Genomic DNA, 15707 nt, shown 5'->3' with positions numbered 1-15707 from the left:
CACCCTTCGACAGGCTCAGGGCGAGCGGGGGCCCAGGGGCCCAGGGGCCAAGGGGACCGGGGGCCGGGGGACCGGGGGCCCAGGGGCCGGGGGCCAGGGGCACCGAGGCGGGCAGGTTTTAGTCCGTTCGTCCTGATCCTGAGCCTGTCGAAGGATCGAAGGATGACGGGCCTGTCCTCAAGAAATAGCATGGATTTTCCACGTCCACAAATGCATTTTCCTCACCGCGCACCCAAAAGCAGCATCCACCTCCCCATAGCGGTGCATAACCAACGCACCCCAAACCACCTCTGCGCGTAACCGCCCTGGCCCGCAACTTGCTTAACCCATCCCGTGGCCACCGAAGGCCACAAAGGGTTTCGGTGCAACGGTGGACCTGAACCCATGACGAAGGCGTCTTTCCCCACAGCCAGGCTGTGCAGGGACAGGCGCCTTTTTTGTTTTCAGCACTGCCCACGAAAGACAAGCAATGAAGAAATCCAGACTGGTCATGGTCGGCAATGGAATGGCGGGCGTGCGCGCGCTCGAGGAGCTGCTCAAGCTCGCGCCCGACATGTACGACATCACCGTGTTCGGAGCTGAGCCGCACCCGAACTACAACCGCATCATGCTGTCGCCGCTGCTCGCCGGCGAGCAGACGCTCGAGCAGATCGTGCTCAACGACTGGAACTGGTACACCGACAACGCGATCACGCTGCATGCGGGCTTCACCGTCACGAGGATCGACCGCCAGACGCGCACCGTGCACGCCGTCAACGCTGCGGGCGAGGAACTCAGTGCCCCCTACGACCGGCTGATCATGGCCACCGGCTCGAATGCCTTCATCCTGCCGATTCCCGGCAGCCGGCTGCAGGGGGTGCTGGGCTACCGCGACATTGCCGATACCCAGGCCATGATCGATGCCTCCACGCAATACCGCCACGCGGTGGTCATCGGCGGCGGCCTGCTGGGGCTCGAAGCCGCCAACGGGCTGGTGAAGCGCGGCATGCAGGTCACGGTGGTGCATGTGAACGAATGGCTGATGGAGCGCCAGCTCGACGAGGCGGCCGCCAGGCTGCTGCGCAAGTCGCTGCAGGAGCGCGGCATGCAGTTCCTCATGGGCGCGCAGACGCAGGAACTGCTGGGCAACGATGCGGGCCGCGTGCGCGCCGTGCGCTTCAAAGACGGCAGCGAGGTGCCGGCGGATCTGGTGGTCATGGCCGTGGGCATCCGCCCCAATACCGCACTGGCCGAATCGGCGCGGCTGCATGTCGACCGCGGCATCGTCGTGCACGACACGCTGCAGACCACGACCGACCCGCGCATCTACGCGGTGGGCGAATGCGCGGCGCACCGCGGCGTGGCCTACGGGCTGGTGGCGCCGCTGTTCGAGCAGGGCAAGGTGCTGGCGAACCATCTGGCGGAACTGGGCATCAGCCGCTATGAAGGCTCCGTCACCTCGACCAAGCTCAAGGTCACGGGCATCGACCTGTTCTCCGCCGGCAACTTCCAGGGCTCGGCGGAGACCGAGGAAATCGTGCTCAGCGACCCGATCGGCGGCGTGTACAAGAAGCTGGTGATCGCCGACGACAAGCTGGTCGGCGCCTGCCTCTATGGCGACACGGTGGACGGAAGCTGGTACTTCAAGCTGCTGCGCGAGGGCAAGAGCATCGCCGGCATCCGCGACCGGCTGATGTTCGGCGAATCCAACCTGGGCGACAGCGGCCACGAGGGCCACAGCAAGGCCGCCGCCATGGCCGACGGCGACGAGGTCTGCGGCTGCAACGGCATCACCAAGGGCAGCATCTGCAAGGCCATCAAGGACAAGGGCCTGTTCACGCTGGAAGAGGTGCGCAAGCACACCAAGGCCAGCGCCAGCTGCGGCTCGTGCACCGGGCTGGTCGAGCAGATCATCATGTTCACCGCCGGCGGCGACTATTCCGCCAAGCCCAGGCTCAAGGCGATGTGCGGCTGCACGGAGCACGGCCACCAGGTGGTGCGCGACGCCATCCGCGCCAACAAGCTGCTGAGCATCCCCGAAGTCTACCGCTTCATGGACTGGAGCACGCCCAACGGCTGCGCCAGCTGCCGCCCGGCGATCAACTACTACCTGCTGAGCACCTGGCCCAAGGAGGCCAAGGACGACCCGCAAAGCCGTTTCATCAACGAGCGCAGCCACGCGAACATCCAGAAAGACGGTACCTACAGCGTGATTCCGCGCATGTGGGGCGGAGAGACCACGGCCGACGAGCTGCGCCGCATCGCGGACGCCGTGGACAAATACCAGATCCCCACCGTGAAGGTCACAGGCGGCCAGCGCATCGACCTGCTGGGCGTGAAGAAGGAAGACCTGGTCAACGTCTGGCGCGACATCGGCATGCCCAGCGGCCATGCGTATGCCAAGGCGCTGCGCACCGTCAAGACCTGCGTCGGCTCGGAATGGTGCCGCATGGGCACGCAGGACAGCACGCAGATGGGCAAAGACCTGGAGCGCGCGATGTGGCGCATGTACGCGCCGCACAAGGTCAAGTTCGCGGTCTCGGGCTGCCCGCGCAACTGCGCCGAGAGCGGCATCAAGGACGTGGGCGTGATCGGCGTGGACAGCGGCTGGGAGCTGCACATCGCGGGCAACGGCGGCATCAAGACCGAGGTCGCGCATTTCTTCACCAAGGTCAAGACCGCGGCCGAGGTGCTGGAGTACACCGGCGCGTTCATGCAGCTGTACCGCGAGGAAGGCTGGTACCTCGAGCGCACCGTGCACTACGTCAACCGCGTGGGGCTCGATTACGTTAAGAAGCGCATTCTCGAAGACCACGCCGGCCGCGCCGAGCTCTGGGAGCGGCTGCAGTTCGCGCTCGATGGCGAGCCCGATCCCTGGTTCGAGCTGCAGAAGGCGGCCGTGGATGAGCGTCAGTTCACGCCGGTTGCCCACGTCGCCACCGCCCTGCCCGCCTGAAGGAGAAAACATGTACGACTGGATTGCCATCTGCGCACTGGACGATATCCCCCGGCTGGGCGCGCGCCGCGTGGCGCGCGAGAACGGCCTCGATGTCGCGATATTCCGCAACGAGGCCGACGGCCTGTTCGCGCTGCTCGACCGCTGCCCGCACAAGGGCGGGCCGCTGTCGCAGGGCATCGTGCTGGGCAACAGCGTGGCCTGCCCGCTGCACAACTGGAGCATCGGCTGCGACGGCCATGCCGCCGCGCCCGACGAGGGCTGCACGCCCAGCTTTCGCGTCAAGCTCGAGGAGGGCCTGGTCTATCTCGATGCCGAGCAGCTCGCCGAACATGCCACCGGGCAGACCCGGCCCATCGCCGGCCCCGTCTCGCGCAAGACGGCCTGCACGCACTGAGCAGGAGCCGCCCATGAGCGCCCTCCCCGTCACCCACACGCGCTCGACCTGCCCCTATTGCGGCGTGGGTTGTGGCGTCGTCATCGAAGCGCAAGGCGGCCGCATCACCGGCGTGCAGGGCGATCCGCTGCACCCGGCGAATTTCGGCAAGCTGTGTACCAAGGGCAGCACGCTGCATCTCACGGCGACGGCCGAAGTCACGCGCCAGGCCCGGCTGCTGCAGCCAATGCAGCGCCTGGAGCGCGGCGCGGCGCCGGTGCCGGTCAGCTGGGATGCGGCGCTCGACACGGCCAGCAGCGAGATCGCGCGCATCGTCACCGACCATGGCCCCGACGCCGTGGGCTTCTATCTCAGCGGCCAGCTGCTGACCGAGGACTATTACGCCTTCAACAAGCTGGCCAAGGGCTTGCTGGGCACCAACAACCTCGACACCAACTCGCGGCTGTGCATGAGCAGCGCGGTGGCCGGCTACAAGGCCACGCTGGGCGCCGATGCGCCACCGGCGTGCTATGAAGACATCGAGCGCGCGCATTGCGTGTTCATCGTCGGCAGCAACATGGCCTGGGCGCATCCGATCCTGTTCCGGCGCCTGGAAGCCGCCAAGGCCGCGAACCCGGCGATGAAGATCATCGTTGCCGACCCGCGCCGCACCGACACCGCCAGCCTGGCCGATCTGTTCCTGCCGATCGCGCCGGGCAGCGATGTGCTGCTGTTCCACGGCATGCTGCACCTGATGCTCTGGGAAGGCTGGATCGACAGCGATTACATTGCCGCCCACACCACGGGCTTCGAAGCACTCAAGAACCTGGTACGCAGCGCCACGCCCGAGCGCGTCGCGCAGGAATGCGGGGTGCGCGTCGACGACGTGCTGCAGGCCACGCGCTGGTTTGCGCAATCCCCTGCCAGCTTGAGTCTCTACTGCCAGGGGCTGAACCAAAGCAGCAGCGGCACCGCGAAGAACGCGGCGCTGATCAATCTGCATCTGGCGACGGGCCAGATCGGCAAGCCCGGCGCCGGGCCGCTGTCGCTCACCGGCCAGCCCAATGCGATGGGGGGGCGCGAGGTAGGCGGCATGGCAAATCTCCTGAGCGGCCACCGCGATCTGGCCAACGCCACGCACCGCGCCGAAGTCGCGGCGCTCTGGGGCATTCCCGAGGTGCCGGCCGCGCCCGGAAAGACCGCGATCGAGATGTTCGAGGCCGCGGCCGACGGACAGATCAAGGCGCTGTGGATCGCCTGCACCAATCCCGCGCAGAGCATGCCCGACCAACGCATGGTGCAGCGCGCGCTCGAGCGCGCCGAGCTGGTGGTGGTACAGGAGGCCTTCACCACCACCGAAACCGCGCGCCATGCGCATCTGCTGCTGCCGGCCAGCAGCTGGGGCGAGAAGATCGGCACCGTCACCAACAGCGAGCGCCGCATCTCGCGCGTGCGCGCCGCCGTGCCCGCGCCCGGCATGGCGCGCCATGACTGGCAGATTGCAGTGGAGCTGGCGCATCGCCTGGAAGCCAGGCTGCGGCCCGGCCAGCGCACGCTGTTTCCCTATGCAGGCCCACAGGCGCTGTGGGAGGAGCACCGCAGCAGCACCGCGGGGCGCGATCTCGATATCACCGGCCTGTCATGGGAGAGGCTGGAACAGGGCCCGCAGCAGTGGCCCATGCCTGAAGGTGCCAGTCAGGGCCAGGCACGCCTCTATGAAAACGGCATCTTTCCCACCCCCGATGGCAAGGCGCGCTTCCATTCGGCGTCCTACCAACCGCTGGCCGAGCCCGTCGATGCGCGCTATCCGTTCGGCCTCACCACCGGCCGGCTGCGCGACCAGTGGCATGGCATGAGCCGCACCGGCACGCTGGGGCGCCTGTTCAGCCACACCGCCGAGCCACGCCTGCACATGCACCCGCAGGACATGCAGCGCCGCGGCTTCGCCGAAGGCGAGCTGGTGCAGATCGCCAGCCGGCGCGGCACATTGATGGTGCCCGTGCAGGCCGATACCCAGCTGGCGCCCACGCGGCTGTTCATGGCCATGCACTGGGGCAGCGAATTCCTCGGCGGCCGCGCTGAAAATGGCGAGCGGCTGCTGGGCATCAACGCGCTGACGCAGCCGGCCTTCTGCCCCACCTCCAAGCAGCCCGAGCTCAAGCATACGGCCGTCAAGGTCAGCAAGGTGGAGCTGCCCTGGTCGCTGCTGGCCATGGCCTGGCTGCCCGCGGAAAGCGTGCTTGAAGCGCGCCAATCGCTGGCCGCGCTGATGGGGGAATTCGACTTCGCCACCTGCGCGCCCTTTGGCAGCCAGGTGCCGCTGAGCGCCGCCGCGCGAACACGCACCGGCGTGCTCCTGCGCGCCGCGGCACACCAGCCGCCTGCGCCCGAAGTGCTGCAGCAGATCGAGCAGTTGCTGGGACTGAGCGGCGCCCACGCCATACGCTACGAAGACAAGCGCCGGCAGCAAAGCCGCACGCTGCAGCTGCAGCCCCTGGACCAGGGCGCGCTGCGCCTCGAGGTCCTGCTGCTGACCGGCGACACGCGCGCCGGCAGCTGGCTCGCGCAGCTGCTGGCCGACGAACTGCCGCTGCCCCAACCCACCCATCTGCTTCTGACCCAGAGCGCCCACCCGCCCAGCGGGGCCGCGCCACGCAGCGCCCAGGTCTGCAGCTGCATGAACGTCAACGCCGATCGCATCGGGCAGACGCTGGCGCAATGCGCGGGCTGCGATGGCGAGCGCCTGGCGCAACTGCAGCAGCGCCTGGGCTGCGGCACGCAATGCGGCTCCTGCATTCCCGAACTCAAACGCCTGGTGCAGGCCATACCTGTGGCCGCACTACCCGAAACCACCAACGCCTGAGGCCCTATGTCCCACATCACCGAACCGTCTCGCTCCCCGGGCCGCTGCACCTTGGTGGGCGCCGGCCCGGGCGATCCCGAGCTGCTGACGCTCAAGGCGCTCAAGGCAATACAAGCCGCCACGGTGCTGCTGGCCGATGATCTGGTCAGCGATGCGATCCTCGCGCTGGCCCCGCCTGGCGCGCGCATCATCCCGGTGGGCAAGCGCGGCGGCTGCATGAGCACGCCGCAGCCCTTCATTGAAAAGCTGATGCTGAGCAACGCGCTGGCGGGCGAGAACGTGGCGCGCCTCAAGGGCGGCGACCCGTTCATCTTCGGACGCGGCGGCGAGGAAGCCGAGCACCTGCGCGCTGCGGGCGTCGAAGTCGATGTCGTCAACGGCATCACCGCGGGCCTGGCGGGGATCACGCAGATCGGCGCGCCACTGACGCACCGCTCGCATGCGCAGGGCGTGGTATTCATCACCGGCCACACCCGCCCGGGCGGAGCCCCCATCGACTGGCCGGCGCTGGCCGCCACCGCGCATGCCGCGCAGCTGACGCTGGTGATCTACATGGGCATGAAAGGCGTGGCCGGCATCGCGCATGGCTTGCTGCAGGGCCTGCCCGCGGATATGCCCGTGGCCGTGATCCAGAACGCCTCGCTGCCACAGCAGCGCCACGCGATTGCGCGGCTCGATGCGCTCACGCAGGTAGTGGCGCAGGAAAAGCTGGGCAGCCCCAGCGTGCTGGTGGTGGGGAACGTGGTGCGCTGCGCCAGCAGCTTTGCCCAGTGGATGGAAAGTACGCCGCTGGCCGCCTGCGCCTGAGTTCTAGCGCTCGGTGATGCCCAGCTGCTCGAGCTGGGACTCCAGCACCTTGCGCCGGCGAACCGCCTTGGCCGCGGTTTCGCTGGCCAGCTGGATGGCCCGTGGGCCCTTGGCCGCAACCACGCGCACCAGTTGCTCCTTTTGCTGGGCTTCGGCCGCTGCCTTGCGGTAGCGGGCCAGGAGATCGGCATGGGCCGGATGATTCATAGACGCCTCGATTGCTCAAAGGCGCCATTGTCGCCCGGTAGGCAGCGCGTCATGCGTAATTGGCGACCAGCTGGGGCATGCCCGGCACAGCGATGTCCAGCAGCAGACGCTGATCTGCCTTGAACACGATCGCCTCCTGTCGGACCTGCTCTTTCAGTGCCTGAAAGTGCGCAGCGAGCCTGTCGACAGACCAGCCGGAGTAATCCTGGCTGACCGCCGGCAGTGGGGCGCGGGACATATGCGGGGCGGTCCTCATCCGGTCCATTACCCGAGCTTCGTTTGCCAAAGGCTGGTAGACAGGACGATCACCCTGTGCCGTGAACGACAGCCGCAGCCCGACAGTATTCGATTCCTCGTCCACCACCGACTCGATCTGCATGCTGTGCATGCCCCCAGGCATGCCGGCACGGTGATCATCGATGGTGATTGCCGTGGAAAGCGCCGCATCTTTGCGTCCCGCCATGATCGCGGTATGTGCGGTCGGCGCACTCATCAAAAATCCGGCCAGGCGGCGCTGCGGATCGGCCACTATCAAGCTGTTTCCCCTGCGCTTGACTTCCGGAGTGCCAGGCGACGCCCGCCTGGCATCTGCATCCAGATCGGCAATGGCATCGAGATACCAGGCGACGGCGCGCGCGGTGGCTAGCGTGGAAGACACAGCATTCAAACCACCATGTGCGTTTGCGCCGTCATAAGCTATGGACCCAAAGCTCGGCACCTTGGCACTCATCAGTGCACGTACGAGGTTCTCGCCCATGATGAATTGTTTGCCCACCTCCGGATACTCTCGGTGGGCGACGCCCGCCTTGATCGCGCGAAGCATTGCCTGCGCTTCAAGGCACAGTTTGTTGTTCAGCAGGCTGTGTGGCGCAATGGTCTGCAGGGCCCTCAGAGTCGACTCGATTCTTTTGGCATGTTGCTGCTCATGCAGACGTGCCGCGTCGCGCCCGTCATCGGTGGCCGGCCCGAAGAAGGCATATATCCAGCCCAGCGCCGCACCGGCATGCGTGAGGAATGCGTCGAAGGCGGTCTTGGCGCGCTCCGCCAGGCCCAGCACCTGCGCACGCAGGCCGCCATCGCTCAGACGAACCTTCCTGCCCGGCGCCACCATGGCGGCCCTGCCCGAAATGGCTACGCTCTCCGCTTCGAAGCGCAAGCTGCGCAGCTTCTGCGCGCGCGCATGTTGCACCATGGTCATACGCGCTTCGACATCATGGCGGCCTTTCAGCCAGTCCAGCCGGTACTCGATTTGTTCGAGCTTGGCTTTCGACTCGCTTATTCTTGTCCTGATACGGCTCACCGTATATTTATAGGTCGTCGCCAATTCGGGATGCTCGCGCAACGCCTTTAAGCACAGGTAAGCGGCCCCAGTCGTCCCGACGCTCTGCGCCGCAAAGTCAGACTTCGGCACGCCGGCCACTGCGGCCATGCTCGCTGCTTCCGGTGCTGCAGGTGCTGCCGGTACCGCTGGTGCAGCCAACATCTCGTCCAGAGCCGACTGAAATGCTGTCAATCCCCCCGACATCGCCTGCGCCCAATTGCGCAGCTTATCTGGCACGCCGAACTCCGCTGGCAATAGACGATCGGGGTGTGGCACAGTCATCGGTCCGCCATCGCAAGAATTTATCAAATCATGCAGATGATAGCAATCATCATCCAATGAGATGGCCTCATTCTTTGCTTCGCTCATGTACTGTCTAGCGATAGCGGCTGTCGTACCGTTAGAGAGCGGCTGGCATATGCTGACGCCGGCAGCCGCAATCAAGGGCACAGTATGCGGCACATCATCTGCCGACCACGGGACAAGCCACTGACCCTCATCCACTTCGATGGGCCCGGGCTGCGGCAGGCTGTTTTCGGGCATGTGTCCCACACCACCGGGTGGTATTCCTTCATTATGCGAGGCGCGGGCCATAGGGCGGGGGCCACCATGAGCGGCAATGGCTGGATAATTCATCATGGATGTTCCTTGTCCCATTGCATGGCGGAGTCGATGGCCAATTCCACCCTTTCGTCCTTGTAGTTCTCGAGCAGCGCCTCCGCAGGCGCGACGCCCATCAGCTGTTTTTCAAGCAGATCCTGGTAACGGTTCATCATCTTCCTTCCAATACGGTTTTGCGAGTTGAATCGGTAGTGCATCGCTACAGGCCCGGGTCGGGCGCTGCCAGCTGGACAGCAGCGACTGCGGTCAACCTGCGATGTAGGCTGACAGCCGATCCAGCAGAGATAAGCTGGCATCTCCCATGACCTCTCTTACAGCGTCCGTATCAGCTGCCCGCCAGATCAAGGAGCAAGTAGCATCCGCTCAAGAAAACTATTGGTAACCGATATGCGATTTAAGTTCACTATTTTTGAGGCATGCTTTTGCTGATGGCCGAAGACAGCCAGGAGTCTGTGTTGAAAGTCTGGGCACGGTGCTGCTTGCCAGGCACTAGCGGTGCTTCGCATTTCCTTGATGCTGCACAGTGCGTTCGCATTGCGCCTCTAGGTGACAAGGCGCTATCGCGCCATATCATGCTTACAGGCTTGAAGTCCGTGTTGTGGTGGTTCAGCTGCGCAAAGTTACCAGTCTTGGCAGCCGCTTTGCGATAGCGGTTCGGCTTGTGGACATGGGCTGAATTGCTCCGCGAATCCTTGACGCCTCAAAAAAGCCATTTCTTGCGAGAGAGCGCACCGATTCACGAGAGTCGGGGGCCAAACCGAGGGTTTTCCCAGACATCGGCGGCTTCAAGCATATGTTGTTCCGTATTGAAGAGAACAAGTTCCTGGGCCAACTGCTTTTCCAGTTCCAGATGGCGCGCATCGAGCTCTTCTTTGGTCCAGTACGAGTAATCCTGGCTTGTCGCTGGCGGCGCGGAACCTGTGTTGTGCAGGGCAACTTTCATCCTCTCAATAGTTGGACGTTCGTTGCCCAAAGGCTGGTAGACCGGAGCCTCGCTCCGCGGCATGAATGACAACCGCAACTCGACAGTGTTTGATTCCGTGTCCACCACCGACTCTAACTGCATGCTGTCCCTGGCCCCGGGCATGCCGGATCCGGGATCGTCAATGGTGATTATCGGGGAAGGCGCTGCATCTTCGCGCCCTGCCATCGCAGCGGTGTAAGCGGTCGGCGCACTGATTAGAAATCCGGCGAGCCGGAGCTGCGGATCGGTTACCAGCAGGTTGTCCCCTCTACGCACGACTTTAGGAGTTCCAGGGACCTGGTTTCTGGCTCCTTCGGGCAGGTCGGCAATGGCATCGAGATACCAGGCGATGGCGCGCGCCGATGCCAAAGTGGAGGATACGGCACGCGGACCACCATGCACCTTTCCGCCATCGTAGGTCATGACTCCGAAGCTCGGTTTCTCGGACGTCATCAGTGTGCGCACGAGATTTTCGCCCATGGCAAATTGTTCGCGCGCATTTGAATAACTCATGCTGCTGCCGGCTCTTTCGGCTCGCTGCCAAGCGTCCACTTCAACGCCCAGGCCTTTGATCTTCAGCAGGCTGTCCGGCGCAGTGGACCGCAGGCTCTTCAAGGTCGCTGAGATTCTCTTGGCTTCCTCCTGTTCCAGCAGGTGTGCCGCGCTGCGCCCCTGATCAGCGGTCGGCTTGAAAACTCCACCCAGCGCTGCACTGACGCGCTTGAAGAACTCGCTGAAACCTGCTTTCGCTCGTGCTGCCAAGCGCAGCACCTGCGTCAAAATGCCGCCATTGCCAAGACTGACCTTGTTAACCCGAACAACTATTGCGGCAGCGCGGGCCTTGGACACACTCTCCATCTCATGACCCAGGTTGGAGATCTTCTGCAAGCGCGCCATCTGCAGTGTGTTGATACGGGTTCCGACATCGTTACGCCTCTCCTCCGCGTTTACCAAGCGCTTGAATTGTTCCAGTTTGGGATTTGCCCAACGAATGGTGTCCTCGATCATTCGCACCATCTTTTGATCGGATGCCAACTTGGGAAATTCGCGCAGTGCCTTCACACACAGATAAGCCGCCCCAGTCTTCGCTGCAGCGTTCGCCGCAAAGCCAAATCCCGGCACACCCACGCTGGCCGCGATGTCCACGGCCGCCGCTATCGTCGTCGCGCCCGTCATCTTGCCCAGAGTGGTCTGCAATGCTGCCATTCCACCCGAAATGTTGTACCACCACCCCCGGAGCTTGTCTGCCACCTGAAAATCCGGAGGATTAAGGCGGTCGGGGTCTTGGTCCATGGCGATCTCGCCATGTGTCCTATTTATTTCGTCCATCAATTTATAGAAACGGTCATCCACTTCACTAGCCAATTTCTGTGCCCGATCCAGATACGGCGTAGCTATTTCTGCCACTTTACTGGCCGATTGCGCATGGTCTGCTTCGACACTGTCCCCTGCGGCGGCCGAAAGTGGCGGCAAATCATCTGCCGGCAACGGGATAAGCCACTTGCCGTCATCCATTTCAATAGGCACATGTTGAATCACGGGCGCTGTGCTGAACTTACTGACCACTACATTTGAAGATGGTGGCGGGTAAGCCTTGGCGCTGCTGGAAGGAGCCGTAAAAACCGGTGACGTGGCAGTTGGAGATTCGTACGGGGGCAAATTCGCGAATCGATCAGCGCTCTCATACAGGTTGAATATTCCCCTTGCGATTCGCTCGGCTGTTGGATATTGATGCATCAAGCCCTGGACACTTTGCAACAAGCCACTTTTCGCGGCATCGAGACCTTGCGACATCTCCTCATCCTCTGCGTACTCCATCGCTGGATCTCCGGTCGCCAAAGGATCGCGCGGCACGCTGGCTGCTGCCCCCTTGGCTGGCGGTAGCACATCCGCTGGCGAAAGAAAGCTTGGCAGACGCGCAGTGATGAACCCCGGCAACCAACTTCCACAATAGTCAACCACTTTCCGGTGGATGCCCGAGCTTTGCTGCTGCAGCTCGTTTTCGGTCTCCTGGCGCTGCCGCGCCCCCTTGTCATCCACTACGAACAGCGCCATCTCACTGTGCGTGCCGGCCGTGGTGTCCAGGTGTTCCTCGATGGTGTCCAACGACCTGCCGACGGCGCGGGTCGCGTTGCCAGACTCCACGTCTTGATGCCCATCAGCCGAATCCAATCGCACACGCACGGGGTTGTGCAGCGCAGCGTCTTCGTCCTTTTCGGAAGACACATTGCCATCAAGGCCTGCAATGTCCTCGGGAGTTCCGTCCATCTCATAGAACACGTCGTCGATGTCGTCATCATCATCGTCGCCGGGCGCCTCAGCCATCCTGGCATCCTGATGCAGCACTTTGCGAGCAAGGCCATCGCCCACCGCCACCAGCGTGCCCTGCGCCGCGCCCATTCCGCAAATGCTGCCCGGCAAGTCCTTTTCCGCCTCGTCCGTCACGGGCTCCTGCGGCAACAGGGGCATCGAGGCGTGCGGGCTGCCTGGTGGCGATACGGAGTAGTTCATGATGTCCTCGCAGTACTCACGCGGCGAGCGCCGTGATATCGAGCTCCTGCCGCCCCTGCACGACCTCCCGCCACAGCAGCGCCACCTCGGCAAACGCATCGACCACGGCCGCGAACGCCGGCGCATCGCACAGCGCCAGCGGCGCACGCGCGCATACCAGCACCGCGCCCGTATGCCCCTGCAGGCCCAGCGTGCAGCCGCCGGTGCCGGCCCAGAAGGCATTGGCTTCGAGCATGAACTGCATCAGGCGCTCGCGCGGCACCTGCGGCGCGGGCAGGCCCAGGCTGGTGAACAGCACGACGCTGCCGTCTTCCTCATCCCCTTCCACAGTGAAACCCACAGCCAGTTCTGCGACCTGCACCTCCTGGGTTTCCAGCAGATCGGCTGCGGGCTCGATACCGATCAGGCGGGCGTAGTTTTCAAGCAGCTGCTGGTAGCGGGTCATGGCGTCATTCCAAATCATGCGTTTCGATCGATGCACGGTCAGGCTGATCCAGACGCTGGTCGAGCGCTACCGGCCCGCCTTCTGCAACTCATGCAACTGCGGGCAGGATTCTGTTCAATACATATGCGCTTGCAGCACCACGCGTCCTGGTGCAGCATCTGCATCGCGCCGCGCATACCGGACCAGCAAGGATCAGTAGCAGCATCGCCTCGATGCCGCTCCCATGAGTGACAATTGGCAGATCAAGGTTCCTCGCCCTGACTTCCTGGATACCTGGACGCTGCTACCAGACACAAAGGACAGCATGCAGATGGGTCGGAAGCTCGAGCTCCCGAGGCGGGGCATGTACGCGCTGCACGCGCTTGGGCTCGGGGTCTCTGCCCGCGTCACTGTGCAGAAAGCAGCATCGGATCGCCGGATACACCGGGCCAATCGATCGGCATGGGCCGGGATGTCGATGGTCCCGGCGAACATCGCGTCACGCGTAATTGGCGATCAGCTGGGGCATGCCCGGCACAGCGATGTCCAGCAGCAGACGCTGATCTGCCTTGAACACGATAGCCTCCTGTCGGACCTGCTCTTTCAGTGCCTGAAAGTGCGCGGCGCGCCTGTCGACAGACCAGCCGGAGTAATCCTGGCTGGCCGCCGGCAGTGGGGCGCCGGACATATACGGGGCGGTCCTCATCCGGTCCATTACCCGAGCTTCGTTTGTCAAAGGCTGGTAGACAGGGCGATCACCCTGTGCCGTGAACGACAGCCGCAGCCCGGCAGTATTCGATTTCTCGTCCACCACCGACTCGATCTGCATGCTGTGCATGCCCCCGGGCATGCCGGCACGGTGATCATCGATGGTGATTGCCGTGGAAAGCGCCGCATCTTTGCGTCCCGCCATGATCGCGGTATGTGCGGTCGGTGCACTCATCAGGAATCCAGCCAGGCGGCGCTGCGGATCGGCCACGACCAGGCTGTTCCCGATGCGTTTGACTTGCGGAGTGCCAGGCGACACGCGCCTGGCTTCTGCATCCAGATCGGCAATGGCATCGAGATACCAGGCGATGGAGCGCGACGTGGCGAGCGTGGAGTACACGATATGCCTGCCACCATGCTTTTCTCCGCCATCGTATTCCATGCTTCCGAAGCTCGGTACCTTGGCAGTCATCAGCGCACGCACGAGGTTCTCGCCCATGATGAATCGCTGGCGTGCCTCCGAATACTCCAGGTCGGTGACGCCAGCCTTGATCGCCCGCTGCATTGCCTGCGCTTCAAGGGACAGTTTGTTGTCGATCAGGCTGTCTTGCGCACTGGACTGCAGGGCCCTCAGGGTCGGCGTGATTCTTTTGGCATCTTCCTGCTCCTGCAGGAACGCCGCGCGGCGCCCGTCACCGGCGCCCGGCACGAAGAAGGTGTAGACCCGGCACAGCGCCTTGCCGACGTGCGTGAAGAAGGTGCCGAAGGCAGTCTTGGCCTGTGCCGCCAGGCCCAGCACCTGCGCGCGAAGGCCGCCATCGCTCACACGAACCGTCCTGTCCGGCGCCGCCATGGCGGCATTGCCTGCAGTGGCTACGCTTTGCGCCTCAAAGCGCAGGTTACGCAGCTTCTGCGCGCGTGCATACTGCACCGTGGTTATACGCGCTTCGACATCATGGCGCCCTTTGAGCCACGCCAGCCGGTGCTCGATTTGCTCGAGTAGGGCATTCAAGGGGCTGAGCCCTGCATTCAGTGAGCTCATTATTTCTTTATCATTCGTCAATTTAGGACATTTGCGCAGTGCCTGCGCGCACAGGTAAGCCGCCCCGGTTGTCGCTGCGCTCTGCACCGCCAAGCTGCTTTTCGGCACCCCTACCGTTGCTGCCATACCCACGGCCGCTAACGCCGCTGACGCCGCTGGTGCAGCCAAAAGCTCGTCAACGTTGGATTGGAATGCTGCCAAACCACGCGACATCGTTTGCGCCCAATATTGAAGCGTATCTAGCGAACCGAATTCCATGGGTAGCATTCGATCGGGATGCGGTAAATGCATGGTCTCGCCAGCGGCCTCATTCATCACAGCCAGCAACTGGTAGCAAGATTCATCCAATTGAATGGCTGAGACTTTCGCCTCGGTCATAAATTTCATGGCTCTGTTGGCTACCTCCATGTTCAACTGCGACTGATCTGTCTTGACGCTGCAGGCAGCACCAGCAATTGATGGTGCAGCAGGCGACAAATTATCTGCCGGCCATGGTACGAGCCAGTTGCCATCGTCCACTACGATGGACTCAGACTGCATCAGACTTCTTGCGGACGCGTTTCTCACACCACTGGCCGGTATTTCTTCACAATGAAAGGCTTGAACCAAAGGTTGGCGGCTGCCATGCGCGGCAATCGTTTGGTAATTCATCATGGGTGCTCCTTATCCAATTGAGCGGTAAAGCCGAAATTCATGCGCGCCGATCTTCCTGATCGGCTGCATGTCGATGGGTATCTCTTGGGCGCGGTTCTCAAACAGATACTGGTGGCAGGTCGCAGTCTTCCTGTGAAAATGGTTTGCGAGCCACCTGCATCAGAGCGTGAACAATCAATGGCATTGTCTCATTGATAAAAACTATTTGCAAATTTAATTTAATTAAAATTTGCTATTCCCGGTGCGTTATGGCGACGTTCGCCAAAGGAAGTAC

At 63.2% G+C, this 15707-nt stretch carries 10 protein-coding genes; 4 read left to right on the top strand and 6 right to left on the bottom strand.

Features of this window, described 5'->3' with window-relative positions; translation table 11 throughout:
• Window positions 1-469: 469 nt before the first annotated feature.
• Genes nirB through cobA form a run of 4 tightly spaced genes read left to right on the top strand, consistent with a single transcriptional unit; the run spans window position 470 to window position 6981 of the window.
• Window positions 470-2935 (top strand): nitrite reductase large subunit NirB, encoded by a 2466-nt coding sequence (gene nirB, locus M9799_RS15105; RefSeq protein WP_231044697.1) that lies wholly within the window; start codon window positions 470-472, stop codon window positions 2933-2935.
• A 10-nt stretch (window positions 2936-2945) separates the two neighbouring features.
• A complete protein-coding gene (locus M9799_RS15100) occupies window positions 2946-3332 on the top strand; it encodes a nitrite reductase (NAD(P)H) small subunit (protein ID WP_231044696.1) in 387 nt (128 codons plus the stop codon).
• Window positions 3333-3345: 13 nt separating this feature from the next.
• Entirely contained in the window at window positions 3346-6174 is a 2829-nt protein-coding gene (locus M9799_RS15095) for a nitrate reductase (RefSeq protein ID WP_231044695.1), read from the top strand.
• A 15-nt stretch (window positions 6175-6189) separates the two neighbouring features.
• On the top strand, window positions 6190-6981 hold the full coding sequence (gene cobA / locus M9799_RS15090) for a uroporphyrinogen-III C-methyltransferase (protein ID WP_422689483.1): 792 nt from the start codon (window positions 6190-6192) through the stop codon (window positions 6979-6981).
• A gap of 3 nt (window positions 6982-6984) precedes the next feature.
• Here the strand turns inward: cobA and M9799_RS15085 are convergent, their stop codons facing one another.
• From M9799_RS15085 to M9799_RS15060, 6 genes are all read right to left on the bottom strand, one after another.
• Window positions 6985-7188, bottom strand: coding sequence for a hypothetical protein (locus M9799_RS15085; RefSeq protein ID WP_231044693.1), 204 nt, complete (start codon window positions 7186-7188; stop codon window positions 6985-6987).
• A gap of 49 nt (window positions 7189-7237) precedes the next feature.
• Window positions 7238-9148 carry a hypothetical protein gene (locus M9799_RS15080; RefSeq protein ID WP_263725519.1) on the bottom strand — a complete coding sequence of 637 codons (1911 nt, stop codon included), beginning with the start codon at window positions 9146-9148 and terminating at the stop codon, window positions 7238-7240.
• Window positions 9145-9282 (bottom strand): hypothetical protein, encoded by a 138-nt coding sequence (locus tag M9799_RS15075; RefSeq protein WP_231044691.1) that lies wholly within the window; start codon window positions 9280-9282, stop codon window positions 9145-9147. Before M9799_RS15075 ends, M9799_RS15080 begins: the two co-directional genes overlap by 4 nt.
• Before the next feature lie 584 nt (window positions 9283-9866).
• Window positions 9867-12605 carry a hypothetical protein gene (locus M9799_RS15070; RefSeq protein WP_231044690.1) on the bottom strand — a complete coding sequence of 913 codons (2739 nt, stop codon included), beginning with the start codon at window positions 12603-12605 and terminating at the stop codon, window positions 9867-9869.
• A gap of 16 nt (window positions 12606-12621) precedes the next feature.
• Window positions 12622-13050 (bottom strand): type III secretion system chaperone, encoded by a 429-nt coding sequence (locus M9799_RS15065; RefSeq protein ID WP_231044689.1) that lies wholly within the window; start codon window positions 13048-13050, stop codon window positions 12622-12624.
• Between the two features lie 478 nt (window positions 13051-13528).
• Window positions 13529-15433, bottom strand: a complete 1905-nt coding sequence (locus M9799_RS15060) for a hypothetical protein (RefSeq protein WP_231044688.1) — start codon at window positions 15431-15433, stop codon at window positions 13529-13531.
• Window positions 15434-15707: the final 274 nt, after the last annotated feature.

Origin of the sequence: Comamonas endophytica (assembly GCF_023634805.2) — a bacterium.
In the GTDB taxonomy this organism is placed as follows: Bacteria; Pseudomonadota; Gammaproteobacteria; order Burkholderiales; family Burkholderiaceae_C; genus Comamonas; species Comamonas endophytica.
The sequence above is the reverse complement of the archived record's forward strand: the minus strand, read 5'-3'. Positions and strand labels throughout refer to the sequence as shown.

Bases quoted from the DNA above. Each gene is read 5' to 3' on its own strand.
- M9799_RS15095 (WP_231044695.1), top strand. From the start codon at position 3,346: ATGAGCGCCCTCCCCGTCACCCACACGCGCTCGACCTGCCCCTATTGC.
- M9799_RS15070 (WP_231044690.1), bottom strand. From the start codon at position 12,605: ATGAACTACTCCGTATCGCCACCAGGCAGCCCGCACGCCTCGATGCCC.
- M9799_RS15060 (WP_231044688.1), bottom strand. From the start codon at position 15,433: ATGATGAATTACCAAACGATTGCCGCGCATGGCAGCCGCCAACCTTTG.
- nirB (WP_231044697.1), top strand. From the start codon at position 470: ATGAAGAAATCCAGACTGGTCATGGTCGGCAATGGAATGGCGGGCGTG.
- M9799_RS15065 (WP_231044689.1), bottom strand. From the start codon at position 13,050: ATGACCCGCTACCAGCAGCTGCTTGAAAACTACGCCCGCCTGATCGGT.
- M9799_RS15080 (WP_263725519.1), bottom strand. From the start codon at position 9,148: ATGATGAATTATCCAGCCATTGCCGCTCATGGTGGCCCCCGCCCTATG.
- M9799_RS15085 (WP_231044693.1), bottom strand. From the start codon at position 7,188: ATGAATCATCCGGCCCATGCCGATCTCCTGGCCCGCTACCGCAAGGCA.
- M9799_RS15100 (WP_231044696.1), top strand. From the start codon at position 2,946: ATGTACGACTGGATTGCCATCTGCGCACTGGACGATATCCCCCGGCTG.
- M9799_RS15075 (WP_231044691.1), bottom strand. From the start codon at position 9,282: ATGAACCGTTACCAGGATCTGCTTGAAAAACAGCTGATGGGCGTCGCG.